The organism is Serinicoccus sp. CUA-874, assembly GCF_001942225.1.
GTDB classification, from domain to species: Bacteria; Actinomycetota; Actinomycetes; order Actinomycetales; family Dermatophilaceae; genus Ornithinicoccus; species Ornithinicoccus marinus.
This window is the reverse complement of record NZ_MKJZ01000022.1, coordinates 198,161-223,192: the sequence shown is the minus strand read 5'-3', so window position 1 is coordinate 223,192 and position 25,032 is coordinate 198,161. Positions and strand designations below refer to the sequence as shown.

General features: G+C 70.5%; 24 protein-coding genes and 1 pseudogene. 11 read left to right on the top strand and 14 right to left on the bottom strand.

All coding sequences use genetic code 11. The features are described from left to right. Window positions 1–47: 47 nt before the first annotated feature. The 7 genes and pseudogenes from BJF80_RS07850 (at window position 48) to BJF80_RS07820 (ending at window position 6,600) form a co-directional block, all read left to right on the top strand. Window positions 48–1,232 (top strand): acyl-CoA dehydrogenase family protein, encoded by a 1,185-nt coding sequence (locus tag BJF80_RS07850; protein ID WP_075812700.1) that lies wholly within the window; start codon window positions 48–50, stop codon window positions 1,230–1,232. 24 nt (window positions 1,233–1,256) lie between these two features. After that, window positions 1,257–2,826 (top strand): annotated as a pseudogene (locus BJF80_RS07845) (acyl-CoA carboxylase subunit beta). Between the two features lie 59 nt (window positions 2,827–2,885). Continuing rightward, entirely contained in the window at window positions 2,886–3,065 is a 180-nt protein-coding gene (locus BJF80_RS07840; RefSeq protein ID WP_075812698.1) for a hypothetical protein, read from the top strand. Between the two features lie 139 nt (window positions 3,066–3,204). Then, the gene (locus tag BJF80_RS07835) at window positions 3,205–3,804 is read left to right on the top strand and encodes a GNAT family protein (protein WP_075812696.1); all 600 of its coding nucleotides are present in this window, start codon (window positions 3,205–3,207) and stop codon (window positions 3,802–3,804) included. Continuing rightward, window positions 3,801–5,750, top strand: a complete 1,950-nt coding sequence (locus BJF80_RS07830) for a GNAT family N-acetyltransferase (RefSeq protein ID WP_075812694.1) — start codon at window positions 3,801–3,803, stop codon at window positions 5,748–5,750. The genes BJF80_RS07835 and BJF80_RS07830 overlap by 4 nt, the downstream gene beginning before the upstream one ends. 74 nt (window positions 5,751–5,824) lie before the next feature. Next, entirely contained in the window at window positions 5,825–6,166 is a 342-nt protein-coding gene (locus BJF80_RS07825) for an ArsR/SmtB family transcription factor (protein ID WP_075812692.1), read from the top strand. Beyond that, window positions 6,163–6,600 carry an SRPBCC family protein gene (locus BJF80_RS07820; protein WP_075812690.1) on the top strand — a complete coding sequence of 146 codons (438 nt, stop codon included), beginning with the start codon at window positions 6,163–6,165 and terminating at the stop codon, window positions 6,598–6,600. Before BJF80_RS07825 ends, BJF80_RS07820 begins: the two co-directional genes overlap by 4 nt. A 463-nt stretch (window positions 6,601–7,063) precedes the next feature. Here BJF80_RS07820 and BJF80_RS07815 read toward each other — a convergent pair whose 3' ends face one another. The 14 genes from BJF80_RS07815 to BJF80_RS07750 all read right to left on the bottom strand — a co-directional run bounded on the left by BJF80_RS07815 (window position 7,064) and on the right by BJF80_RS07750 (window position 18,046). Then, window positions 7,064–8,311 carry an alpha/beta hydrolase family protein gene (locus BJF80_RS07815; RefSeq protein WP_158068499.1) on the bottom strand — a complete coding sequence of 416 codons (1,248 nt, stop codon included), beginning with the start codon at window positions 8,309–8,311 and terminating at the stop codon, window positions 7,064–7,066. A 91-nt stretch (window positions 8,312–8,402) separates the two neighbouring features. Further along, the gene (locus BJF80_RS18795; RefSeq protein WP_083673531.1) at window positions 8,403–8,828 is read right to left on the bottom strand and encodes a TolB family protein; all 426 of its coding nucleotides are present in this window, start codon (window positions 8,826–8,828) and stop codon (window positions 8,403–8,405) included. Between the two features lie 231 nt (window positions 8,829–9,059). Further along, window positions 9,060–9,416, bottom strand: coding sequence for a hypothetical protein (locus BJF80_RS18790; RefSeq protein WP_158068498.1), 357 nt, complete (start codon window positions 9,414–9,416; stop codon window positions 9,060–9,062). A 206-nt stretch (window positions 9,417–9,622) separates the two neighbouring features. Next, window positions 9,623–10,045, bottom strand: coding sequence for a hypothetical protein (locus tag BJF80_RS07805; RefSeq protein WP_075812686.1), 423 nt, complete (start codon window positions 10,043–10,045; stop codon window positions 9,623–9,625). A gap of 23 nt (window positions 10,046–10,068) precedes the next feature. Next, entirely contained in the window at window positions 10,069–11,145 is a 1,077-nt protein-coding gene (locus tag BJF80_RS07800; RefSeq protein ID WP_075812684.1) for an IS110 family RNA-guided transposase, read from the bottom strand. A gap of 323 nt (window positions 11,146–11,468) precedes the next feature. After that, a complete protein-coding gene (locus BJF80_RS07795) occupies window positions 11,469–12,035 on the bottom strand; it encodes a glycohydrolase toxin TNT-related protein (RefSeq protein WP_158068497.1) in 567 nt (188 codons plus the stop codon). A gap of 13 nt (window positions 12,036–12,048) precedes the next feature. Continuing rightward, a complete protein-coding gene (locus tag BJF80_RS18355; protein WP_143554033.1) occupies window positions 12,049–12,447 on the bottom strand; it encodes a hypothetical protein in 399 nt (132 codons plus the stop codon). 38 nt (window positions 12,448–12,485) lie between these two features. Continuing rightward, window positions 12,486–12,938: a TNT domain-containing protein gene (locus BJF80_RS07785; RefSeq protein ID WP_075812678.1), complete on the bottom strand. Its 453-nt coding sequence runs from the start codon at window positions 12,936–12,938 to the stop codon at window positions 12,486–12,488. A gap of 786 nt (window positions 12,939–13,724) precedes the next feature. Beyond that, window positions 13,725–14,756 carry a Tox-REase-5 domain-containing protein gene (locus BJF80_RS07775; RefSeq protein ID WP_143554032.1) on the bottom strand — a complete coding sequence of 344 codons (1,032 nt, stop codon included), beginning with the start codon at window positions 14,754–14,756 and terminating at the stop codon, window positions 13,725–13,727. A gap of 102 nt (window positions 14,757–14,858) precedes the next feature. Further along, the gene (locus tag BJF80_RS07770; RefSeq protein WP_075812672.1) at window positions 14,859–15,287 is read right to left on the bottom strand and encodes a hypothetical protein; all 429 of its coding nucleotides are present in this window, start codon (window positions 15,285–15,287) and stop codon (window positions 14,859–14,861) included. Beyond that, window positions 15,284–16,930, bottom strand: coding sequence for a restriction endonuclease fold toxin-2 domain-containing protein (locus BJF80_RS07765; RefSeq protein WP_075812670.1), 1,647 nt, complete (start codon window positions 16,928–16,930; stop codon window positions 15,284–15,286). The genes BJF80_RS07770 and BJF80_RS07765 overlap by 4 nt, the downstream gene beginning before the upstream one ends. Beyond that, window positions 16,930–17,280, bottom strand: a complete 351-nt coding sequence (locus BJF80_RS07760) for a DUF6507 family protein (RefSeq protein ID WP_075812668.1) — start codon at window positions 17,278–17,280, stop codon at window positions 16,930–16,932. Before BJF80_RS07760 ends, BJF80_RS07765 begins: the two co-directional genes overlap by 1 nt. Window positions 17,281–17,362: 82 nt before the next feature. Next, entirely contained in the window at window positions 17,363–17,671 is a 309-nt protein-coding gene (locus BJF80_RS07755; RefSeq protein WP_075812666.1) for a pore-forming ESAT-6 family protein, read from the bottom strand. A 39-nt stretch (window positions 17,672–17,710) separates the two neighbouring features. Beyond that, entirely contained in the window at window positions 17,711–18,046 is a 336-nt protein-coding gene (locus BJF80_RS07750) for a hypothetical protein (protein ID WP_075812664.1), read from the bottom strand. Window positions 18,047–18,315: 269 nt separating this feature from the next. Between BJF80_RS07750 and BJF80_RS18785 the strand changes: the two genes are divergently transcribed. Genes BJF80_RS18785 through eccCa form a run of 4 tightly spaced genes read left to right on the top strand, consistent with a single transcriptional unit; the run spans window position 18,316 to window position 24,705 of the window. Further along, on the top strand, window positions 18,316–18,555 hold the full coding sequence (locus BJF80_RS18785) for a hypothetical protein (RefSeq protein ID WP_158068496.1): 240 nt from the start codon (window positions 18,316–18,318) through the stop codon (window positions 18,553–18,555). Next, window positions 18,552–19,853 (top strand): EsaB/YukD family protein, encoded by a 1,302-nt coding sequence (locus tag BJF80_RS18350; RefSeq protein WP_075812660.1) that lies wholly within the window; start codon window positions 18,552–18,554, stop codon window positions 19,851–19,853. Before BJF80_RS18785 ends, BJF80_RS18350 begins: the two co-directional genes overlap by 4 nt. Next, window positions 19,853–20,605, top strand: a complete 753-nt coding sequence (locus tag BJF80_RS07735) for a hypothetical protein (RefSeq protein WP_075812658.1) — start codon at window positions 19,853–19,855, stop codon at window positions 20,603–20,605. Before BJF80_RS18350 ends, BJF80_RS07735 begins: the two co-directional genes overlap by 1 nt. Beyond that, entirely contained in the window at window positions 20,602–24,705 is a 4,104-nt protein-coding gene (gene eccCa, locus BJF80_RS07730; RefSeq protein ID WP_075812656.1) for a type VII secretion protein EccCa, read from the top strand. Before BJF80_RS07735 ends, eccCa begins: the two co-directional genes overlap by 4 nt. Window positions 24,706–25,032: the final 327 nt, after the last annotated feature.

The window sequence follows — 25,032 nt, the reverse complement described above, 5'->3', positions numbered from 1 at the left end:
CGGGAGCCCCCGTCACCCCCCGAGCGCGAGCGAGGATGCGGACGGCGATGTTCGAACTGACCCAGGATCATGAGGAGTTCCGCGGCCTGGTCCGCGAGTTCGCGCAGGGGGAGGTGGTGCCGCACGTGGAGAAGTGGGACATGGACTCCCACTTCCCGACCGAGCTCGTGCCCAAGATGGGCGAGCTGGGTCTGTTCGGTCTCAACGCCCCCGAGGAGTTCGGCGGCGCGGGCACCGAGCACGGCGGCTTCACGTATACCTGCCTCGCGATCGAGGAGCTCGGTCGCGTCGACCAGTCGATCGGCATCACCCTGTCCGCCGGCGTCGGTCTGGGCATCAACCCGATCCTGTCCTACGGCACCCAGGAGCAGAAGGAGCGCTGGCTCCCCGACCTGCTCGCCGGCAAGACCCTCGCGGGTTTCGGGCTGACCGAGCCGGACGCCGGCTCGGACGCCGCCGCCAGCAAGACCCGCGCCCGGGTCGAGGACGGCCAGTGGGTGGTCAACGGCGCCAAGGCCTTCATCACCAACTCCGGCACCGACATCACCTCCGTGGTCACTGTCACCGCCAAGACCGGCGAGGACGAGCATGGCCGGCCGGAGATCAGCGCGATCATGATCCCCGCCGGCACCGACGGCTTCGTCGTCGAGCCGTCCTACCGCAAGCTCGGCTGGCACATCTCCGACACCCACGGCCTGAGCTTCGAGGACTGCCGGGTGCCCGAGGACCACCTGCTCGGCGAGCGCGGCGAGGGTTTCAAGCAGTTCCTCAAGACCCTCGACGACGGCCGGATCGCGATCTCGGCGCTCGCGCTCGGCTGCGCCCAGCGGATGCTCGAGGAGTGCACGGCCTACAGCCAGGAGCGCACCGCCTTCGGCAAGCCGATCGCGGTCAACCAGGGCGTCTCCTTCCAGATCTCGGACCTGGCGGTCATGGTCGAGGCGGCGCGGCTGCTCACCTACAAGGCGGCCTGGCTCAAGGACGAGCAGGAGGCCGGGCGCCGCTCGGTCGCCGAGGTCAAGCAGGCGGCGGCGGTCGCCAAGCTCTACTCCACCGAGGCCGCGGTCAGCTCGACCCGGATCGCCACCCAGCTCTTCGGCGGCAACGGCTTCATGGAGGAGTACCCGGTCGCCCGCTTCTACCGCGACGCCAAGATCCTCGAGATCGGCGAGGGCACCTCGGAGGTGCAGCGGATGGTCATCGCCCGCGGTCTCGGGCTCCCCGCCCGCTGACAGCCGTCGGTGGGTGCTGACACGATGACCGGCATGAGCGACGACGCCGCCTCCGCCGGCGACCCCCGGGTCGCGACCTGCGCTCGCGGCTCGCGACGGCACACCAGGCCTCGGCGGAGCCCAGCGAGCGGGCCCGGGCCAAGCTGGACGGCCAGGGCAAGCTCTACGTCCGCGAGCGGATCGCGCTGCTCTTCGACGAGGGCAGCTTCGTCGAGGACGGTCGGTATGCCAACGCCACCGCCGAGGGTCTGCCGGCCGACGGCGTGGTCACGGGCCGCGGCGAGGTCGACGGGCGCGCCGCGATCGTCGTCGCCAACGACCCGACGGTCAAGGCCGGGTCGTGGGGTGCCCGGACGGTCGAGAAGATCATCCGCGCCACCGAGGCCGCGCTGCGCGAGGAGCTGCCGGTCTTCTGGTTCGTCGACTCGGCGGGGGCGCGGATCACCGACCAGGTGGACCTCTTCCCGGGGCGTCGCGGTGCCGGGCGGATCTTCCACAACCAGGTGGCCCTGTCCGGCAAGGTGCCGCAGATCTGCTGCCTCTTCGGGCCGAGCGCCGCGGGCGGCGCCTACATCCCGAGCTTCACCGACCTGATCATCATGGTCGAGGGCAACGCTCGATGTACCTCGGCAGCCCGCGGATGGCCGAGATGGTCGTGGGGGAGCGGGTCTCGCTGGAGGAGATGGGTGGCGCGCGGATGCACTGCACCGTCTCCGGGGTCGGCGACCTGCTCGCCTCGGACGACACCGAGGCGATCGAGCTGGCCCGGCACTTCTTCTCCTACCTGCCCGAGTCGTGGCGCGCCCCGGCGCCCGCCTACGAGGGCGAGGAGCCCGCGGTGCCGCTGGGCAGGCATACCGTCCCCGAGGCGGAGTCGGTGCCCTTCGACGTGCACGACGTCATCGAGGGGCTGGTCGACGACGACAGCTTCTTCGAGATCAAGCCGCTCTTCGCCGCCGAGCTGGTCGTCGGGCTGGGACGGGTCGACGGGCAGAGCGTCGGGATCGTCGCCAACAACTCGGCGGTCAAGGGTGGGGTGCTCTTCACCGACTCGGCTGACAAGGCCGCCCGCTTCATCTGGCTCTGCGACGCCTACGGCATCCCCCTGATCTACCTCGCCGACGTGCCGGGCTTCATGATCGGCTCCGAGGTCGAGCGCGGCGGCATCATCCGGCACGGCGCCAAGATGGTCTCCGCGGTCTCGGAGGCGACGGTGCCGCAGCTGTGCGTGGTGCTGCGCAAGGCCTACGGCGCCGGGCTGTATGCCATGGGTGGCCCCGGCTTCGGCCCGGACGCGACGATCGCGCTGCCGACGGCGCGGATCGCGGTGATGGGCCCCGAGGCCGCGGTCAACGCGGTCTACGCCAACAAGATCGCCGCGATCGAGGACGAGGGTGAGCGGCAGGCCTTCATCGACGCTAGGCGTGCGGACTACCTCGAGGACGTCGACCTCGAGCGGCTCGCCGCCGACCTCGTCATCGACGCGATCACCGAGCCGGAGGACCTGCGCGCCGAGGTCGTGCACCGGCTGCGGTATGCCGCGCGCCGCGACCGGCACTTCTCCGCCCGCCACCGCAGCATCCCCCCGGTCTGATGGCTGCGGGGCGTCGCCCGGCGGGCCGCACCAGGGTTGCGGCGGGGATCGGTACGCTCATGATCCTGGCGGGGCTGACCATCATCCTCTTCACACCGCGCAGCTTCGGGTGGTTCGCCGACCAGCCGATCGAGCCCGCCCGGATCGTCCTCTGGCAGGACGTCGCCGCGATGGTCCTCGTCGGCCTCGGCGCCGTCGTGCTGGGCGTCGCCTGCTACCGCTGGGGCAGAACGCGCTGAGGCCGGCGATGCGCCCGGGCTGATCGGCTCAGGCGTTCATGTGAACGCTGGGGCCGACGACACGCCTCACCGGCGCGGCCGGGGGCGAGCACGTGGACGCCACCCGGCGTGGGAGTGGCCGTCGGCTAGCATCGGCGCCATGCCGCTGACGTCCCTGGTCCCCGACTCGTGGCAGAAGTCCTGGCGCAAGCGGGAGGTCCTCGACACCTACGTCTTCCCGGTCCACGGGCCCGGACCGGCGCCCGACCCTGCACGCTCGCTCGAGGACGCCACCGAGGAGGTCCTGGACCAGATGCGGCGGGACTACCCGGACGACCTCAACGAGCGCAAGCACGCTCTCCTAGTGGAGCGGCTGTCCCACCCCGCGGACCGTACCCTGGTCATCCGCGACGAGCACGGCGAGCCCTGCGGCTACTGCCACATCACCACCGGTGACACCGAGAACGCCCGGATCCACCTCAGGCTCAGGGTCGGGCGGCGACAGGCATACCTCTGGGACGACCACGTCTTCATCGCCCACCGTCGGCGCGGCCTGCACGCCTTCTCCATCGCCCGCCGGCTGGAGCTGCTGGCCGAGGACGGACGGACGCAGGGGGTGACGATGATCTCCCGCAAGAACACCGCCTCCCGCGCGTCCTACGGCGCCTTCGGCGCCCGCCGCACCCGGCAGCACGTGTTCCTCAAGGACCGCCAGCGCACCCTCACCTTCCCGACCTGGGTGGAGATCCCCGCCCGATGATCGAGACGTCGATCTGCCGCACCACGGAGGACCTCGCCGCGCTGCGCGAGGAGTGGGAGGCGCTGGAGCGGCCGGGGGAGTCCTACTACACCTCGCACCGCTTCGTCTCCGCCTGGTGGGAGAGCTACCGGCACGCGCCGGGCTACCGGCTGCACGTCGTGCTCGTCCGCCAGGAGGGCCAGCTCGTGGGCGTCGGGCCGTTCGCGTTCCGCCCCGAGAAGCGGGAGGGCCAGCCGGTCACCGTCCTGCGCTGGGCCAGCCACGGCGACTACATGGCCGCGCTCCACGCGCGCGGGGAGGGCGTGGCCAACCCGAAGACCGTCTCCGGGCTCATTTTCGACGAGCTCCAGCGTGTCGTCGACGACGACGAGGCGCAGGTGGTCCAGCTCACCGGCATACCGTCGGAGTCTGACTTTGCCTGGCACATCCGCACCTCGCAGCAGCACCACCAGCGGCTCGCCTTCCTCATCGAGAACCCGTGGATCGACCTGCGCGAGCCGTATGCCGTCCCCTCGCACGCCCGGAAGTACCGCGGGAAGCTCGAGCGCGAGCACGAGGTCCACCTGCACACCTTCGCCGGTGACGAGCACGGCATCCTGGACCGGATCGCCGAGGTCCACCGGGCGGAGAAGAACCACCTCGTTGAGGCGCGAGGGCGGTCCGAGCGGCACTCGCTCTACGACGACGACCGGCGCACCGAGCACATCCGGCAGGTCTTCACCACCACCGACGACGCGCTCACCTTCGCCTACCTCGATTCGGCCGACCCGGCCACCGGCCGCGTGCTCGGCTACCGCACCGTCTTCCGCGACGGACGCCGCCTCTTGTCGTGGAACAGCGCCTACCTGCCCGAGCTGGAGCGCTACCGCCTCGGCAAGGTGCTGCAACTGGCGATCTTGGAGCACGTCACCCAGCACGACCTCGCCGACGAGTTCGACCTCGGCGCGGGGAAGTATCCCTGGAAGTTCGAGTGGACCCCGCACCAGCGACCCACCTACCGCTACCTGCTCAAACCGCCGCGCCCCGCGCCACCGAAGCCCGCGCCGGCGAAGCCCGCGACCGGGAAGGATGCGTCCCCCGCCCTGGCGCAGAAACCCCCGGCGAAGAAACCGGCGGCCCCGAAGCCGCCGCCCGCGCCCGAGGCGCCGCCCGGACCCACCGCCGCGCAGCTGGCGGCGCAGAGCCAGCCGCGGTGGCGACGCGCCGTGCGCCGGGGGGCCCGCGCCGCCATCGCCCGGATGCCCGCTCCCGCCGCCGCACAGGCCAAGCGGGTCGCGCGCACGCGGCGGCTGCGTCGCGAGGTGAGCGTCTGGTACGTCCCGCACCCCGACGACGAGTCGATCTTCATGGGCGGCTCCATCGCCGCGCTCCCGGACCACCGGCACGTCCTCGTGCTGCTCACCGCGGGGGAGGGGTCGCAGGCGATCCACAGCCTGCGGCGCCGGCTCGGGCAGGACATCGGGCTGGAGGAGTTCGTCGCCGCCCGGGACCGCGAGTTCGTCGCCGCCGTGCAGCGCCTGGGCGTCGACCCCGCCGACGTGTACCGCGCCGGGCTGCCGGACGGCGCCCTGTCCGAGGACGCCGTGCTCGCGGTCATCCGGCGGCACGCCCGCCGGCACCCGCGGGCCGCGCACCGGACGATGAGCTACCTCGACCCGCATACCGACCACGCCACCGCTGGGCGCGCCCTGCGTCGCGCGCACCGGGAGGGCCTCGTCCGCGACGCCGGGTTCTACCTCCCCGTGCCGCAGGTGGTCGACGAGCGGGCCGACCGGGTCACCCTCGCCGACGCCGCCCGCGCGGCCAAGAAGGCGGCGCTCGCGGAGTACCGCCTCTGGGACCCGGAGCAGGGGCGGTACGCCATCGGCCGCCGCAGCGTGAGCGAGCTGGTCACCTACCACCACCGCACCCCGGACGAGCGGGTGCACGGGCCCGACCTGGACTGAGCGAGCTCGCCGCACCGCGCCGGTGTGCTTCACAACACTTAGCACGACAACTAAGTGTCTGCTATCCTCGCGGCATGAACACCCTGGAGGCCGCCGCGGCAGCCGTGGCGAGCGAGCCGCGACGCCGGCTCCTGGAGCGGCTGGCCGAGGGTCCCGCGACGGTGTCCGATCTCGCCGACCACGTCGGCATGAGCCTGCCGAGCGTGCTCCGCCACCTCGAGCGGCTGGAGGACGGCGGGCTCGTCAGCCGCAGCAAGCGGGGCCGGACCGTCCACGTGCGGCTGGTCCCGGGCGCGCTCGAGCCGCTCGCGCAGTGGGCGATGCGCACCCGCCTCTTCTGGGGCAACCACCTCGACCGGTATGCCGCGCACCTCGGTGAGCGGCCCGGCACCACCACGGCAGGGGAGACACCATGAGCGAGTCGACGATCACCATCAGCCGGCACGTGCCGGTCGACGCCGCACGGGCCTTCGCCGCTTGGATGGATCCCGAGGAGCTGGCGAGGTGGTGGTGGCCGCAGTGGCCGGACACGACCTACGCGATCGAGCCCCGGGAGGGGGGAGCGGTGCGGATCTACAGTGCTGAGGTGGGGATGGGGGTGACCGGCACCATCACCACCTATGACCGGCCGCGCAAGTTCGCCATGACCTGGGTCTGGATCAGCGACGGGTCCGAGGCGCAGGTGGAGGGAGAGCCGGTGGTGGACACCGTGCAGGTGGTCTTCGACGAGGGGTCGGACGGCACCGAGGTGACGGTGCGGCATACCTCCACCGAGCACGTCGAGGGTGGCGGCGCCGAGCAGGGCTGGAACGACGTGCTGGACCGGCTGCCCGGGCACCTGTCCGGCTGAGTCCGTCGTGCCCACCGGGCAGGGCAGGATGGTCGTATGACGGGAACGACGGACCCCTGGCCGGAGGGGATACCTGCCCGGGCGCGGCGGTCGCTGGAGGCGGCGGGCTATGCCGACCTGGCAGGCGTGGCGATGCTCGAGGTCGCCGACCTCTAGGGCGTCGGTCCGGCGACGATCACCCGGCTCGCAGACGCGCTGGAGGCTGCCGGCACCCCGCTGACCGGGGTGGAGGAGGCTCGTCGTCACTGGCGGTCCCAACAGGGTCGGCCGGGGGGGATCGACGAGCAGGCCTTCGGCCTGGAGCCGTTGCTGGAGTGGGCCGACCGCTTGAGGGCGACGCCGAGCTTCCGGCGGAGTAGAGAGACGCCTGTACATCTCTTGGTCCGTCAACGTGTGTCACATGCGTGCTCAGGAGCACAGATGTGACACACAGAACGGCACCAGCGTGCCACTGCTCTATCCCTCAGCGCAGGTGCTCGGCCCACCAGTCGAGGATGTGCTCGAAGCGCTGCAGCCGGTGCCGCGGCTGGCCCGAGCGCGACAGCTCGTGCCCCTCGCCGGGGAAGACGAGCAGCTTGCTGGGCACGCCGTTCTTGCGCAGCCGCGCGAAGAGTCGCTGGCCCTGCTCCAGCGGGCAGCGGAAGTCGCGCTCGGAGTGGATGACCAGCGTCGGTGTGGTGATCCGGTCGGCCCAGGTCAGCGGTGACTGCTCGTGCTGGAAGGCGCCGGCATACTCGTCGGCGAAGAACCAGCCGATGTCGCTGGTGCCAGCGAAGGAGTCCCAGGCGTTGACAGCGCGCTCGCTGATCGCCGCGGTGAAGCGGTCGGTGTGCCCGACCAGCCAGGTCGTCATGAGGCCGCCGTAGGAGCCGCCCATGACGCCGAGCCGAGAGCCGTCGAGACCCGGCAGGGTCAGCGCGTGGTCCAGCAGCGCGGTGAGGTCGGCCACGTCGACGGTGCCGATCGCCTCCTTGACCGCCCGTCCGTGCGCCGCGCCGTAGCCGGAGCCGCCTCGCGGGTTGCCCATGACGACGGCATACCCAGCGCCGGCGAGGACCTGGGCCTCGTCGAAGAGGTTGCCGGAGTACTGCGCGTAGGGGCCGCCGTGGATCATGAGGATCACCGGGTGGCCCGCCTTGCGCCGCGGCTTGGTGGTGGGCCGGACCAGCCAGCCGTGCACCGGGTAGCCGTCGCCCGAGGTCGCGTCCAGCTCCTCGGTCTCGATCGGCGCCGCCGTGCCGGTGAGGTGGCGGGCGAAGTCGGTGCGCTGCGTGAGCGTCTCGCCGGAGCGGCCGACGAAGAGCTCGGAGTATGACTCGCGCGTGCCCGCGACCGCGACGACGACGTCGCCGCCGGCGGCCAGGGCGGTCACGCCCACGTGACCCTCGAGCAGCACCCGGTCGGCCGTCAGGTCACGCACGACGGTGTCGCCGCGCACCTCGAAGGCGGCGACGACCGCGCCGTCGCCGCCGATGACCGGGGCGCAGGCGAGGTGGTCGGTCTCGGCGTCGGTGAGCGCGACCCCCGGGCCGTCGAGCCGGCGCAGCACCGCGTTGCGAGCCACGAAGTCCTGCTTCGAGCTGCCGAGGTCGGCCGCACCGTAGACGGCCGTGCCGTCCGGGCCGACGTGCACGCTGCCGACCGATCCGGTGCCGTCGGTGTGCCGGCGGAAGCCCTTGCCGCGCAGGTCGACCGAGCACACGTCGCTCACGAGGGTGTCCGGGGTCCAGGCGCCGCGCCGGTCGCGCGAGGCGACGAAGGCGATCCGGGTGCCGGCGTGCAGGAAGACGGGCGCGCTGTCGTCACCTCGACCCGAGGTGAGTTGCGTGCTGGGCGGGAGCTCGTCGCGTCCGGGCCATCGGGATCGGGCAGGTCGGCGAGGTCGAGCAGGAAGAGCTTGCTCGGGCGGTCGAGGACGTAGCCGAGCCCGTCGGCCAGGTAGGCGCTGTGCTCGATGAGCCGCGGCGCCTCCTGGTCGGGCTTGACGGCGTCGTCGGTGCCGTAGCGACCTGCTCGGGGATACGGGTGGCATACACGAGCTGCGTGCCCTCGGGGGACCAGGAGACGGAGCCGACGCCCAGCGGCTGGTCGGTCAGGCGTCGAGCGTCGCCGCCGTCGGCAGGCATGACGTGCAGCTGCGGCGGTCCGTCGTCGCCGGCGCGGAGGAAGGCCAGCTGCGTGCCGTCGGGGGAGTATGCCGGTGCCGAGTCCCGCGTGCTGCTGGTCAACCGGGTGGGCCGGGCGTCGTCCGTGCTCAGGTCGAGCCGCCACAGGCTGGTGCGGTAGCGGTTGTCCTCGACGTCCGGCCGCTCACGACGAAGACCACGTCGCGGCCGTCGGGGTGCACCGTGGGGGAGGAGAGCGTGCGGATCTTCGTCAGGTCGCCAGGTTTCACGTTCCTGACCCTACGCGGGGGATCTGACGGTGGGAGCGGCCTCCTCGAGCAGGCGGGTGGCGGTCTACTCGGTGGTTAGCTCGATGACGGTCTCGTCGCTCCCTGTGGCGTCACACCTTGCGCTGAGGGTGGAGAGGGTCTCGCCGTCGGGCACCCGGAAGAGGATTTGCCCCGACAGAGAGGAATCCTGGGTGAGCACCCCGTTGAGCTGTTGTTCGCCTTGTGAGGTGAAGCCATCCAACCGTTGCGCCTCTGCGCCGGCTGAGTCGTGACCGGTGAAGCATGTGGATGCGAGGGCTACGGACGACTGCGCTTGCGGGGTCGCCGTCACCGTGACCTCGACCCCGACGAGCCTGCTGTCCTCGGGTGGTTGTGTCAGGTAGTTCTCCGGCGGCGGCGCAGGATCGGTGACCTCATCCACGGTGACGGCATACGTTGTCGCGACTCCGTCGACCGGAGTGACATAGTCGACCGGGCCCCCCTGGCCACATCCCCCAAGGAGCACGGTCCCGGCGGCAACTACAGCCAGTCTGCGACGACGGTCTCGGATCATGCGTCGAGGATAGGTGACCGGTCCGAATTGGCGCATCGCATCACCAGCGGCCGAACCTGCTGCCATCGCTTGTGTCAGTCACGCTGATCTGTGCGGGTGGGGCTCTGCATGACGTCACCTTCACCGAACTCGGTGTCCATGAGCTTCCACCGGTCCTCCTCGAGCAGGTCGGCGACGGTGTCGCCTTCTTCGACCGCGCAGACGAACGACGCGTCGTCGCTGGCCATCACGATGCGGATCCCGTGCTTGCGGCACTCCTGGGCCATGCACAATGCGACCAGCGCCTGCTGCTCGGTAGTGCCATCGCAACTGGCCATGTGAGGGAAGTAGAAGCACACGCTGAAGGAGGGCTCATCGACTGGCGTGATGTCGATGAAGATCGGCGGCTGCTCGAGCAGCTGGATCTGTGCGCCGGCGAAGGTGGAGTGCAGGGCGGGCAGCATGGCGGTGGGGAGGTCTTCGGGTATGCCGATCTGGTCGCGGTTGAGGTAGAGCACGGGTCAGTTTCGGGGGGACGCTCCTATGGTCTGTCAAGGGCTGTCTGGGCTGGCCTGTGCTCGAGGAGTCGGTAGAGGTCGCGGGCGACGTAGCGCTTGAGGCAGCGTTTGATCTCGCGCGGTGTCTTGCCCTCGGTGGTGCGGCGGGCGACGTACTCGCGGGTGTTCTCGTGGGAACGAAGTCGGGACAGCACGATGGTGTGCAGGGCGCGGTTGAGCTGTCGGTCGCCGTAGCGGTTGAGCCGGTGGCGGGTGGTGACCTGGCCGCTATTGGCGGGGATCGGAGCGGCACCTGCGAGCATGGCGAAGGCAGCCTCGGAGTGGATGCGGCCGGGATGGGACCAGGAGCACAGCACCGTGGCGGCCACGATCGGGCCGACGCCAGGCTGTGCGAGCAGGTCGGGCCGCCAGGAGCGGACGATGACCAGGATGGCTTTCTCGTGCTCGTTCGCCTCCACGGTCAGCGCCTGGACACGGCGGGCCAGTGAGCGCAGCGCGGTGACCGTGCTGAGGGTCTCTACGTCCCAGCCGCCCTGGACGCGTAACCGTGAGGCGATGCGGACCATGGCGAGCAGCTTCTGTCCGCGGAACCGGTCCCGGATGTGCTCCGGTGCGGCGATGACCAGGCTGAACACCTGACGTTGAGCGTCGGCGGAGGCCTGCACCGCCGAGCGTCGCGCGGCCAGCAGCACCGACAACCCCTGCCGGTCACCGCCCGCCCGTGGGGTGCCCAGCCGGGCCCGCGACATGGCCTCCCTGGCAGCCCGGACCGCGTCCAGCGGGTCGGACTTGGCTCCGTTGCGCCGGTGCGCACGCTCGGGACGGTCCAGCTCGACCACCAGCTCCTCGCGGTCGGCCAGGTGGCGGGCCAGGCCGGCGCCGTGCCCGCCGGTGCCTTCGATCGCCCACGCCCGCAGCACCGCGTGCTCGTCGGCGAACTCGACCAGTCGGGCGTAGCCGTCCGCGGTGGCCTCGACGGTGACCTCATCGAGCACTCCACCGGTGCGGGTCTCGATGATGGCGGCCGAGTGGGTGTGCACGTGGGTGTCGACGCCGATGATGACGTCGACCACCTCGCGCAGATCGGTCAGACTGGGCATTGCGTTCTCCTCATTGCCGAACGGGGACGTGGTTCCGGTCCGGGGCGGAGACTCGGCAGGACTGTGATGAGACACGTCCAGGCGCCATCAACGCCAGGACGGTCAAGCTCCTGATCAGGCCAGCTGCTCCGACCGGGCCGGGGCCGACGACCGCGAGCGGACAAGTCCACCCGAAGGCACGAAGCCAGTCAGGTCAGGGGTCACGCTCGTAGTCATCAGCCACAGCCCATCACCATCAGGCTGCAAAGGGAATCCTCACAGTCAGGTCAGGGGGGTGAGTTGGTGGTGGTCGATGTGCCACCGGATGGGGTGGGGTAGCACGATCATCGGCCCGCCGCCGGGCTGGTCGAACCAGGCGTCACGACGCCTTCTTGGGCGTTGCTCAGGGGGGCGCTGACCTGGTAGCGGGTGTAGGGTCCACCGGCGTCGGTGGGTGGTTGGGACCGGTGCGGGAACAGGGTGCCGAGCGCGAACAGGTGGTGCCCGGTGTCGGTGCCGATGACGTCGAGCACGTCTCCGGGGACGGTGCCGGCGGGTCCGGGTGCCCCGTCCCGGGCCCGGGTGCGCGCCAGGATCGCCTCACCGGTAGCCTGGCCACGGGCGGTGAGCTCCTCGGTCGCCGGGATCGAGTGTGCCGGTGGGGCCAGGAGCTGGATGACCAGGTCGGTCGCGGCCTGCTCGCCGCGGGCGTGGCCGTAGGGGCGGAACTGTCCGCGGGAGACCCCGCCCACCGTCCACGCCCCGTCGGTGCCCGGGGGCCGGACCAGCACCCAGGGCCCCGGTGGCGGTGGCGGCCCGTCCGCGTCCGCGACCAGGACGTGAGTGGGGTCGAATCCTGCCTGCTGTACCGCCGCGGCCACTGCGGCCATGGCCTGCTCACGGCTGCTCATCAACGGCCCTCGCTCACTGGGGGCCGTCGGTCTGGGCGGCACGCGCCCGACGCTCGATCTCAGCCTTCTGCCACCGGTCGAAGTCCTCCTCGATCTTGCGCCGCCGCTCATCCGCGGTCGCGTCCAACTCAGCCAGCTCCTCCGGCGACAGATCAGCCTTCGGGTAGTTGGCCTCCTTCACGGCGTCGGTCGCGAGATATTCCAGCGCAGCCTCCAAAGTTCTGAAGTAGCGGTCGCCATACAGCTTCCCACGGTCCTTATAGCGCAGCAGCCACGTCCCGTGGGCAGTTTCCGCCAAGAGGGCCGCGCCACCATCAGCATGAACCTCTGGGTCGCCTCTGAGATATCCGACTGCGGCTCGGGGTAACCCCAACTCTTGACGAAGCTCTCGAAGTTTTGCCATGGTCGTCACTCTTGTGGGCTGCTCGCCGGTCTGGTCCCCATCTCGTGTCATGGCACCTTCTCCAGATACCCGTTGTCTAGATACCATTTCAATCCTCGACCCTCGGGGAACTTGTATTGGGTGCCGCCGCCTGGTTGCTCGAACCAGGCCGCGGTGCGTCCTTCGAGGACACCGTCGAGGGGTTTGAGGACACGGTAGCGGCCGTAGGAGAAGTTCGTGCTCGATGGTGGCATCGCCCGGGCGTCGAACGCGGTTCTGTCCGGCGCGGCGTACTCACCGCTGTCAAAGCCGAAGCGGTCGATGATGTCTCCCGGTTCGAGAGTGCTGGGGATGCGGGGTCCGTCGAACCCGTCGTGGGGTGGGTAGATCCATTCTCCGGTGTCGGTGTCGATGTACTTGTCGTAGAACTGTCGCACGCTCAGGTTCCCGTAGCGGCGGTAGCCGCTGGGGTACAGGTCCCCGTCAGGGCCGGTGCGGTCCAGGCCCTCCTTCGGTTGCATCCACTCCTTGAGCCCGGTGTTCCGGTGCTCAGCTCTCGGAGGGTGACACGCGGGGTATGCCGGCCTCGGGCGGCCGGGCATGCCAGTGCCCTGCGGGGGTGGTCAAGCAGGTTGCCGCGCGTGGGTCAGGGGGTGCTGGTGGGACCTGTGCCTTCCAGGACGTGAAGGACCCGGTCCACGGTGGCCTCATCAGCGGTGGGGGCGAGCACGTGCAGGCGGCCTCCGCCGAGCTCTTCGACCGGCCCGGGCAACGGATCGTGCAGGTCCGGGGACACCCACGTCAACCACCCGGCGGCAGGTCCCTTCTTGGACAGGCCGGCCTGCCAACCCGCCCGGCGCAACTGACTCGTAGTTAAGGCCGCATGGGCCGGACACCAGATTTCCACTAGACGACCAAGCAAGCGCCCTGCCCTGGAACGATCAAGGTTGGCGAGAAGCCGGGTCTGACAGACAAAGACCCCGGTCCATGTATCTGCGCTTCCCCCGACGCTCACGTTGACCACGAGGTCATGCTGGTCTAGCGACTGGATTCCGATGGTCTGACCCAGGGTTGGTATAACTTCACCGGTCGTGTCCTTCGTGTGTACACCGGTCGCCAACGCCGTAGCAAGCGAGTCCGCACCGTCCAAGATGACGTCGCCTGAGGACCAGGACGACGCACATCCCAACTCGTCACGCAGCATTGCCAGACTGTCCCAGACCTGGTTCGCCGACACCTCGACCGAGGCAGGTTCGGAAGACGGCCCCCAGTACAGTCCCAAGTACCACGACATGCGCTTATCACTCCTAACGTGGAGGTTGGATCCGTATCTCGATGTCGAAGATACCGTTCAGGGTGAGCCAGTCCTCAATGCCGCGCGCAGCATGCGCTTCTGCGACGTACCAGACCACCGGGTGGCCGTGTGCAAGGCGTAGCTGGGTTCGGGCCTGTCGAAGCATGCTTGGCCCTCCAGTGCGGGAGACGGCCCACCACTCGTAGGGGGTGCCGTCGGCGCGGAAGAAGCTGTTGTAACCGGGGCCTTTGGCGTCGATGAACTCGCCGTTGGCGTACCCGTCGAACTTCGTGCCGTCGACCACGTAGCCGATGTTGACTGGTTGGCCGGTGATCTGCTCCTGGTAGACCTCTGCCCGGGCGGACATGCTCTCCGTCACTGGTCCCCAGTCCCCGAGACCATCGGGATCGCGCGGTAGCCCCGGTCCTACCCCGCCGCGGTTGTCAGGACTCCCAGCGCGTGCGCCAGGGCTGTCCTGTCCCGACGTGCCCCCGCCACCGGACCCGCTGTCGCCGCGGTCGGCGCGGGATTGCAGGGTGAGCTGGTCGAGCAGGTCGCCGACGGTGGTGTTGCCGGTGACGAACCGGCCGCCGACACCGCCGGGTGCGCCGGCGTAGGCGTAGTGGGGTTGGTACCGGATGGTGGGCACGCCCAGGTTGCGCAGGGTGGCTGCCAGGGGGTCACCGTCGGCGGCGCGTAGGCCGGTACGCACGCCACGGCTGGCGGCGGTCCCGGCCCCGGCGGTGAGCGCGCCGGCCGCGATGTCCGGGGCGAGGCCTCCCAGGAAGTGCCCGGGGTCGTTGACAAGCGAGTTCCAGGACCCGTTGGCCATGCCGTGGATGCGCTGATTCGCGTCGGCGCTTCGATCGGATCCCCCGAGCATGCCTTGCAGAACATCGTAGTTCCACAAGTCTCCCGTGAAATGGGCCAATCCGGAACGGGACGCGGCGGCCGCACCGTCGCCGTTGAGGCCGGCCAGGTCACCGATGCTGGCGACGAAGCCGGTGACCGAGTCCCACGCGCCCCCGGGAAGACGCCCCAGCACGGTCCCGGTGTGGTGGTACGCCCGCGGCTGGCTGGCGGAACCCTCACTCGTGGTCCACGGCTGCGCGTACGGGTGAACCCTTCCAGGGAGCCCCGGGGGAGGTCAGTCGTCCTGGTCCGGGCTGGGGTAGCTGTGCATGATGTCGCCGTGGCCGAGCAGGTTCGGGTCGATGAAACTCCACCGGTCCGGGTTGAGCAGGTCGGCGACGGTGTCGCCTTCTTCGACCGTGCACGCCTGTGCGGCGTCATCGCTGGTCATCACGATACGGACCCCGTGATTGCGGCACTCCTGGGCCATGCACAACGCGACCATTGCCTGCTGCTCCGGCAGGCCGTCACATGTGGCCATCTCGGGCATAAAGAAGGCCACTTCGAATCCTGGGTCAACTGCCGATTCCACCTCGACGGCGATCGGATCGTCACCGCCGAAGAAGTCCACTTCGGCGCTGGGGAATGCTGCCCTCAGAGCGGGCACGATGTCATGCGGCAGGTTCTTGGGCAGCCCCAGCGCATCGCGATTGAGATACTTCACGGTGACCTCTCGACTCTGATCTGAATGTCCACATCCGGGCCAAGTATCCGCCGGGCGCGCTGGTAGATCATCTCGGCTGAGGCTTCCGTGTTGGTGACGAGCTGCAGGCGTGATACCGGGTTCGAGGGGTCGTCCATGACCAACCCGTATCGTCTCATCTCGTCGTCAAAGTCCCTCCAGAGGAAGTCAGGACCACGCCCCTCGTAAAGAGACCGCGGCGATCCAGGTTCGAGGACGTACTTCGCTTCGGCGACCACGACTCCGTCCTCGGCGGCCTCTAGGCCATCGGCCCAGATGGGTCGCTCCCCGGGGGGTCTGAGTCGATACTCGGTGTCTCCGACGGTGGCGCGTTGGTAGTCGTAGGCGGGTCCGCTACCTGTGGAGTGCTTCTGTTCGGGGACGGTGTCGATCCAGTGCTGCATGTCCGCCTGCGACATGAGCATCGTCGGTCGGGACGTGGGATGGAGCTGGTCGAGGAGGTCGCCGATGGTGGTGTTGCCGGTGATGAACCGGCCGCCGATACTGCTGGGGTTGCCGGGTGTGCCGGCGTAGGCGTAGTGGGGTTGGTACCGGATGGTGGGCACGCCCAGGTTGCGCAGGGTTGTTGCCAGGGGGCCACCGTCGGCGGCGCGCAGGCCGGTACGCACGCCACGGCTGGCGGCGGTCCCGGCCCCGGCGGTCACAGCGCCGGCCGCGATGTCCGGGGCGAGGCCTCCCAGGAAGTGCCCGGGGTCGTTGATGAGGGAGTTCCAGCCGCCGCTGGCCATGCCGTGGATGCGCTGATTCGCCTCGGCGCTTCGATCGGAGTCGCTGAACCACCCGGTCGGGTCGTAGTGGAGCAGGTCACCACCGAACTGGGCCAACCCGGAACGGGAGGCGGCAGCGGGCCCGTCGCCGTTGAGGCCGCTCAGGTCACCGATGCTGGCGAAGAAGCCGGTGACCGAGTTCCACGCGCCACCGGGAAGACGCCCCAGCACGGTCCCGGTGTGGTGGTATGCCCGCGGCCGGGACCACCCCACCTGCTCGGAGGCCACACCGGCCAGGATCGTCTCGGCGTCCATGCCGTGCAGCCGGGCGTAGTCCACGCGGGCTTCCCCGACCATCTTGAACGGCTGCCCGCCGTAGATGCCGATGATCGCGTTCGCGCAGGCGTTCTGCGCGGTGAAGACGTCAGCCTGCAGCTGTGCCATCCGGTCGGTCACCGCGAGCTCGAAGTCGGCGGCCTCCTGCTCGGCCTGCTCCTTGGCGTGGTCCACGGTCACCGCGCCGTTGCCGTGCCACTCCTGGGCCGGGGCCGAGGTCGCATCGGCCGTGGCCCACAACTGGTGCGACCGGGCGATGTCGGCCTGCAGGTCGCGCTTGCGCTCCCGCAGCGTGCGCAGCTCGGCGGCATACGTGGACAGCGCCGAGGAGGCGGTGCCCATCTTGGTGAGGAATTCCCCAGCGACCTGCCGCGGGGTGTCCATCGCGGTGAGCACCAGCTCCTGCTCCGGCGCCACGTACTGCCCCGCCAACGCCGCCCAGTCCGCATGCACGTGCTCAGCCGTGCCCGACAGGTCCCTGCCGGCCTGGGCCAGATCCTCACCCAGCGCCTCCACCCGCTCCGGGACATCCAGAACAGGGAGATCGGACGAGGACAGCATCAGTCGCTACCCTCACCCGGCAGCGACGCCGGCGTGGTGGCCTCGCCCGCGGCCTCCTGTGCCTGCGCGGCCATCGTGAGGTCGCCCTCGCGGTAGTGCTGCAGCGCGAGCGTGGTCTGGGTGATGGCTGAACCGGTGCGGTTGTCGACCGCCTCGGTGTCGGGCTGCACCACCTCGGCGAAGAGCTCGTTGAGCGCGACGAAGACCGGCTGGCTGTTGGCCAGGTCGCCGCCGACACGACTCGCGACGTCCGCCAGCCTGGTGTGCACCAGCGTGTAGTTGTTGGCGGTGGCCATCGACCGCTCGATCGTCCCGGCCGAGGCCCGCACGTCGATGTCCCAGCTGCTCATGTGGGTTACCTCCCTGTGGCACGCCACGCCCGGGACAGCCACCTGGGGCTGCCCGTGGGTCAGGCGTCATGCGGTCAGCTGGTCAGCCGATGTTCTGCACCGCGGTGCGGGCGCGCCCCTGCGAGCCGATCGCGGTCTCGTCGTTGCGCGCCATGGTGGTCTTGACGAGGTCGATGATGGAGCGGACCTCCGCCGAGGCCTTGCGCCAGCGCTGTTCGACGGTGTGGTACTCCTCCGAGACCCCATCGGCCTGGAAGTCACTCATCGCCGCGGACACCTGCGCGTCCCGCTGGGCCATGAGCGACTCGAGGCGCCCGATGATGCCGGCGATGTCGGACTGGACCGAGGCGGAGACGCCGGTGTCGTACGAAATACGGTCGGTGGTGGGCATGCTGCTTCCCCTCTTCCTGGAGAATCGAAGTGGTGTGCGTCAGCGGTTGGCGCCGAAGCGGGCACCGTCGAAGTTGGCCTGCGCCGAAGCGGCCGTGGCGTTGTCCGAGGCCTCGAGGTCACCGGTCTGGAACGCGGTGTCCATACCCGCCTGGCCCTCGAGGATGCGGCCCAGCGAGGAGTTGAGGTCGGCACTGATCTCGTCGGTGCGTGCCTTGAACTGGTCGAAGGCCGCCCGGCCGGCACCGTTGAACTTGCCCTCCAGCGGCTCGGCCGCCGCGATGAGCGACTTCACCAGAGCGCCGAGATCCTGGTGCGAACCCGAGGTGTTGGTCGTCAGCGTCGACAACGTCGCGTTGCCCATGTCGAACTTCATGTCTCACCCTCCTGTCTCGTTCTGCCGGGGGTGCCTCACGGACCAGATGACCCCCAGCGGTCGGATCCCTCGACCCGACCGACATACACCACCTATCACAGCACAGGTGACCCACGAGGCCAAACGTCTTGACCAGACCTTTGCCAACTCCATACCCCGACCTGAGCAACGTGAACCCAGGGCCGCGACGTGTCATCATGCAGGGTCGAGGGCTTTCCCGTTCGGCGACCTGCAGAGGGGTATACGGGGTGTACACGTACGACGACCAGGTGATCGATGCCGTTCGCGTGCGTCGGCAGCGGCTGGCGCACGCCTTGCTGCACCGCGACCAGCGGCTGCGTCGGCAGTGGTCCGAACGGCTGGGTGCCTTCCTCGCCAGCGCCTTCCTCGCCGTGCTGGCCTGCGCCGCGTGCGTCGCCGTCTCTTTCGTCATCAACCTGCTCTCGAGCGACGGGGCTCTCCAGCGTCCCGGTGCGCCGACCTCGCCGACGATCCAGGACTCGCCGTGAGCACGGCCGACCCGCACGTGCGGCTCACGGTGGTCGGACGGGTCCGCTCCGCCGATGTCGTCCTGCCCACCGACCAGCCGCCGGCCGCGCTGCTCCCCGAGTTGCTCGACCTGTTGACCGAGCCCGGCGAGGCCGTGCGGCTGCGCCTCTACACCGACGTCGGTCACGAGCTGTCCAGCCACGAACCGCTGGCCGAGCAAGGGCTACGAGACGGTCAGCGGGTGCGGATCGCCCCCGTCACGGATGCGCCCGCCGAGCCCGTCGTGCACGACCTCGTCGATCGGATCAGCGGGGCCGACGTCACCGGGCTGTGGACCCCGACCAGCGCGCGCTGGGTGACCGCTGTGCTCGCCTCCGCCCTGGTGCTCGTCGCAGCCTGGCTGCACGACGACCCTCCGGGTCTGCTCCCCTGGATCGCCCTCGGTGGCCTGGTAGGGGCGGTCGTGGCCCACGCTCTCGCCGCGCGGGCCGTCGCCTGGTGCCTGAGCGTCGTCGCCGCGGTGCTGGGGATCACCGCGCTCGTCACCACCGGCTCGAGGGGGGCAGCTCTCGCCGTCGCGGTGGTCGGACTGGCCACGGCCGGACTGCTCCTCGCAGGCATGCTCACCCGCCACCTGCGTGCCGCGGTCACGGCGGTGATCGCGCTCCTGGCGCTCGCCGGGGTCGCCTGGCTCAGCAGGGCGCTGGGTGCCGATCCGGTCCAGACCGCCGGTGTCGTCGGGGTGGTCACCCTGCTCCTCCTGGGCCTGCTCCCGCGGGTCAGCATGATCGGGTCGGGTCTGTATGCCGTGGACGACCGGATCGTCGACGGGGCGGAGGTGCAGGTGCGCAGCGTCGAGGCGACGGTCGCCGAGGCGTATGCCGCGCTCACGCTCACCGTCGTGGTGACCTGCACCGTGCTCGGGTGCGCGCTGTGGGTGCTCGGCGCCGCCGCTGTCGACGGGGGATGGATCGCGGTCCTCGGTGGACTGCTCGCGCTCGGGGCGGTGGTGCGCGCCCGGCACTTCCCGATGGCAGCTCACCGGCTCGCCATCTGGGGCGCCGCGATCGCCGGAGGGGTGGCTCTCGGCGCCGAGATCGCGCGGTCAGACCCGGCCAGCGCCTTCTGGGTCGCCGCTGCCTGCGTCGTCGTCGCGGCGGGGCTTCTCGGGGTGCCCCTGCTGCCCCGAGGGAGCGACGTCTGGGCCGCCCAGGGACGACGAGCCGCGTCAGCCGTCGAGCGGGTCTGTGTGCTGGCGTCGTTGCCCGTGCTCATCGGGGCCTTCGGCGTCTATGCCGACCTGCTGGGGACCTTCTGATGCGCGCCACCGAGTCCCGCCTCGTGCGCGACATCACCCGCCTCACCCGTCGCCACGCCGAGGGGCCGCTGCGCCGGGTGCTGCGGGCCGGCGCCTCCCTCGTCAGCGCTGACGAGGCACCGGACCGCGCACTCAGCGCCCGCCGGGATGCCCAGCTCCACGTCTCCACCGGCCGCCGGGTGGCGGTCGTGGGAGTCGGTGGCGGCGCGGGTGCGAGCTCCACCTCGGTGCTGCTCGCCCAGTCGTTGGCCCGTTCGCGCGGCGGCGGGGTCGCGCTCGTCGGGGGAGCCGAGGCAGGGGCGCTGCGCTGGCTCAACGGCCAGGCCGGTCCCCGGGGTCCGCTCACCGTCCTCGACGAGGAGCTGGACGGCGCGCTGGGGACCACCGTGACCGAGGTGTCCCGCACCCATGGTGTGACCGTCGTGGACTGCGGGACCTCGCTGCCCCTCGCCCAGACCATCACCCCGCACGTCCTGGTCCTCGTGGCACGGCATACCGTCCGGGGCCTGGAGCAGCTGGACCGCACGACGCGAGCGGTGGGTCAGCGGCAGCGTGTCGTCCCGGTGCTGCGCGAGGTGCCGGACAGCGGGATCTCCCTCTTCCTCCGGCGGGTCGACCAGCGGCTGCGACTCCCGCACGACCGACACGTCGCCGGTGAGGCCGGGCTGTCCCTGGACCTGGTGTCCGAGCCGACCCGGCTCGCCGTCGACGACCTGGCTGGCACCGTCGTCAGGTCGGCGGTGGGCGCGTGAGCACCCGCATCGTCCACCGACCGGCGCGGTCGTCACCCAGCGCTCCGGAGGTCGAGCAACGGGAGGTGGAGCGCCCGCCGCAGCTGCCCGAGGACGATGGCGCAGGCAACCTGCTCATGCTCGTGCCGATGCTGGGTGCGGGCGCCTCGATGACGGTGATGATGCTGTTCCGTGGGTCCGGTCTGGCAGCCGTCGGCGCACTGATGATGATCCTCACGGTCGTCGCCTTCGTCGTCCTTATCTTCAGCCAGCGGGGCAAGGCGGCGCGTCGGCGCCGGATGCTGCGCGACCGCTACCTCACCTACCTGGACCGGCAGGGGGCCGAGCTGTCCGAGGGGGAGGGGAGCAGGGGCGCGGTGAGCCGCGGGGCCGACCCGCACCCCGATGCCCTGCTCGGGTTGGTGCGCTCGCCGCGTCGCCTGTGGGAGCGGCGACGCGACGACCAGGACTTCCTCCGGCTGCGGATCGGCACCGGTGACGCACCGGCCCGCAGCTTCGTCCGGGTCGGTGACGACAGCCCGCTCAGCGCCGACGACGAGTTCATGACGGCGGAGCTGGAACGGGTCGAGCAGCGCTACGACAGCACCCCGGACGCCCCCATCTCGGTCGCTCTCGACAGCGTCGGCCATGTCAGCGTGGTGGGTGACCTCGACTTCTGCCGGCGCGTCGCGCGAACCCTGACTTGCCAGGCGGCCGCGCTCTCCTCGCCGGAGGACCTCGGGATGGCTCTCCTCGCACCCCCCGAGCGCCGACGTGGCTGGGACTGGATGACCTGGCTGCCGCACCTGGCCGACCAGAACCGCGTCACCGACCAGGGGCCGCTACGTCGGATCGCTCCTGACGGATCCCGTCTGGCCGAGGTGCTCCGCCCCGAGCTGCACCGACGTCTCTCGACCGCGGCCGAGATGCGGCGGAACCTGCGCGGAGCCGACGTGGCTGGTGTCCTCTCCCGGCTGTGGGTGGTGCTCGACACCCACGACGCGCGGCCCGCTGAACTGCCCCTGGGCGACCGGGAGATCGGGCCCGGAGCACTCGCGCTGACCGTGGTGCACCTGCTCTCCGACCGCCAGCACGAGCCTGATGACATCACCGTGCGGATCACCGAAGACGGGGCCCGGCCGGGAGTGGTGAGGATCGAGCGGTATGCCCGGCGGGACCAAGCACCCACGGAGCGGACCGCGGTGCTCGACGAGTTCAGCGCATCCTCGGCGGAGGCGCTGTGCCGCTACCTGGCAGGGCTTCGACTCTCACCGGACTCGCTCGAGCACGACTCGTCCCGACAGGCGCTGCGTGCCGCCGACCTCCTCGACGTGGCGGACCTGGAGGACATCGACCTGGGCCGCGCGTGGGCGCCTCGCCCACGCTCGAGCTTCCTGCGCGTCCAGATCGGCACCGACGACCAGGGTGACCCGGTGATGCTGGATCTCAAGGAGTCCGCGCAGTTCGGAATGGGCCCCCACGGGCTGGCCATCGGGGCCACCGGATCGGGCAAGTCCGAGCTGCTGCGCACCCTCGTGCTGGGCCTGTGCACCGGCCACGGGCCGTCCGACGTCAACCTCGTCCTCATCGACTACAAGGGCGGTGCCGCTTTCGCGCCCTTCGAGTCGTTGCCGCACGTCGCGGGCGTCATCACCAACCTCGGCGACGACGCCAACCTGGTCGAGCGGGTCTACGCCAGTCTCGCGGGTGAGGTGCAACGACGCCAGCAGCTCCTCAAGGACGCGGGCAACCTCGCCGACATCACCGCATACCGTCAGGCCCGGGCCCGCGGCCAGGTGACCACCGAGCCCTTGCCGCACCTCGTGATCGTCATCGACGAATTCGGCGAGCTGCTCACGGCACGGCCGGACTTCATCGATCTCTTCCTGTCCATCGGTCGGATCGGTCGCTCCATCGGAGTGCATCTGCTGCTGTCGAGCCAGCGGATCGAGGGCGGCAAGCTCAGGGGCCTGGAGACCTACCTGTCCTACCGCCTCGGCCTCCGGACGCTCTCTGAGGCTGAGTCGCGCACCGTGCTGGAGACGCCGGACGCCTTCTCGCTGCCGCCCGTGCCCGGTTTCGGCTACCTCAAGGTGGACACGACGACCTACACGCGCTTCCGTGCCGGCTACGTCTCTGGCGCTCTGCCGACCGAGGACGAGGGTCTGCTCGAGGACGTCGCACCCGAGGTGCACCCGGTCCCCGACTACGCCGACCTCAGCGAGCCCGAGGAACCGGTCGTGGTCCAGCGGGAGGCGGCGGACGAGGGCGACATGGAGGTGGAGGACGAAGGACCCACCATCCTCGGCACCGTGGTCGACCAGCTCGCCCGTCAACCGCGCGAGACCCGGCCCATCTGGCTCCCGCCGATGCCCGATGTGCTCACCCTGGACCAGGCAGCGGGACAGCCGATGCCGACCCGCAGAGGGTTGCGGCTCGGTCGCGACCGGCCACTGGCCATCCCGGTCGGGTTGCTCGACGACCCGGCCAGGCAGTGGCATGGCCTGCATCACCTCGACCTCGCCTCGGCCGGCGGCCACGTGCTCGTCATCGGCGCCCCACGCTCAGGCAAGACGACCGCACTGCTGACGGTGGCCAGCTCGCTGGCACTGACCCACGGGGTGCGCGAGTGCATCGTCTACGGGCTCGACCTGCTCGGCTCCGGCCTGGCCGCGATCTCCCGGTTGCCCAACGTCTCCGGGGTCGCGACCCGGCTCGACCGGGAGATCGTGCGTCGAACGGTGGAGGAGGTGCACGTCGCCATGCACGCCCGCGAGAGCCTGCTGCAGCAGCACCGGCTGCCGGATCTGGCCACCGCGCGAGAGCGTGCGAGGCACGAGGAGGTCCCCTGGGCCGCCGAGGACATGGCCGACGTCGTGCTGCTGGTGGACGGCATCGGGCAGCTCACCGAGGAGTTCGGGGACCTGGAGAATCAGGTGCGTGACCTGATCCGGCGCGGCGCCGGCTTCGGGCAGCTCACCGAGGAGTTCGGGGACCTGGAGAATCAGGTGCGTGACCTGATCCGGCGCGGCGCCGGCTTCGGGGTGCACGTCGTGGCGACCGCTTCCCGCGCGAACGAGGTCCGGGTCAACCTGCAGACCTACTTCGGCCAGCGGCTCGAGCTCCGGATGACGGATCCGGGGGAATCGGTGGTGGGCCGCAAGTTGTCCGAGACCCTGAGCGCGGATCGGCCCGGGCAGTTCCTCACCTCCGGAGGCCTCTTCGGCCAGCTCGCGTTGCCCCGTCTGGACGGTGAGGCGAGCAGGACCACCGCGGCAGCCGGCCTGGTGGCGCTGGTCGAAGCTGTCGCGGAGGGCAGCCGCGAGCAGGCCTCCAAGGTGCGCCTGCTGCCGGCCGTGGTGCGCGGGGAGGACCTGGAGCCGGCGAGCGAAGGCATGATCCCGCTGGGTCTGTACGAACGAGACCTGAGGACCGCGGTCCTCGATCTCGACGGTGTGGACCGCAACCTGGTCGTCCTCGGCGACAACGGCACCGGTCGCACGGGGCTTCTGCGGCACCTCACCCGCCAGCTCATCGCCCGGCACAGCCCGGACGACCTGGTCTTCGCGGTCTTCGATCCTCGCCGCACCTTCCAGGGCGTCGTGCCCGAGGAGTACCTCGGCGGGTATGCGCCGAGCTCCGGTCTGGCTGAGCGACTCGTGGCGGCGATCCTCCCGGAGCTGCAGAAGCGTGTCCCGGACTCCGTGGACGGTCAGCCAGACTCAGCGCCACCTCTGCCCCGTATCGTGCTGCTCGCCGACGACTACGACGTCCTCACAGCGAGCGGCATCAGCCCCCTGGCCCCCCTCCAGCCGTTCGTCGCGATGAGCCACGAGATCAACGTGTCCTCCTTCATCGCACGGCGCACCGCTGGAGCGTCGCGGGGCCTGCACGAACCGGTGCTGACGACCGTGCGCGAGACGGGCGCGACCGGCCTGATGTTCTCCGGCGACCGAGCCGAGGGCCCACTGCTCGGCAATCAGCGCGCGCAGTCGCTCCCGGTCGGCCGGGCGTTTCTGCTGCGGACCGGGCAACCGGCCGTCACCGTGCAGGTGGTCGATGGCGACGCCTCCTCCGACGACGAGGAACTGTCAGGGGTGGGCTTCGGGGGCTCCTCATGAGCCCGGTCGACCGGGTCCACGTGCAGCTGATCCTCGACCATCCCCCATCCCCGGAAGACGTGCTGCGGGCAGCCGCGGCTGCGGACCCCGCGCTCAGGATCGTTGCCGGCCCCGGCGAGACGGTCGTGCTCGCCCGGCACGACGAGGACCAGGACGTGTGGGTCAGTGTCGACGCAGGACCGCCGGCGTGTGCGGGCCGAGGCGTCGTCGAGGTCGTGGGCTCGCCGGACCTCGCCAGGTCGGTCGGGTCCACGCTCGGAGCTGCCAGCGGCACGGCATACCGCGAGCTCGACCATGGTGGCGACGAGACGTGGGCAGGGCGGGCCG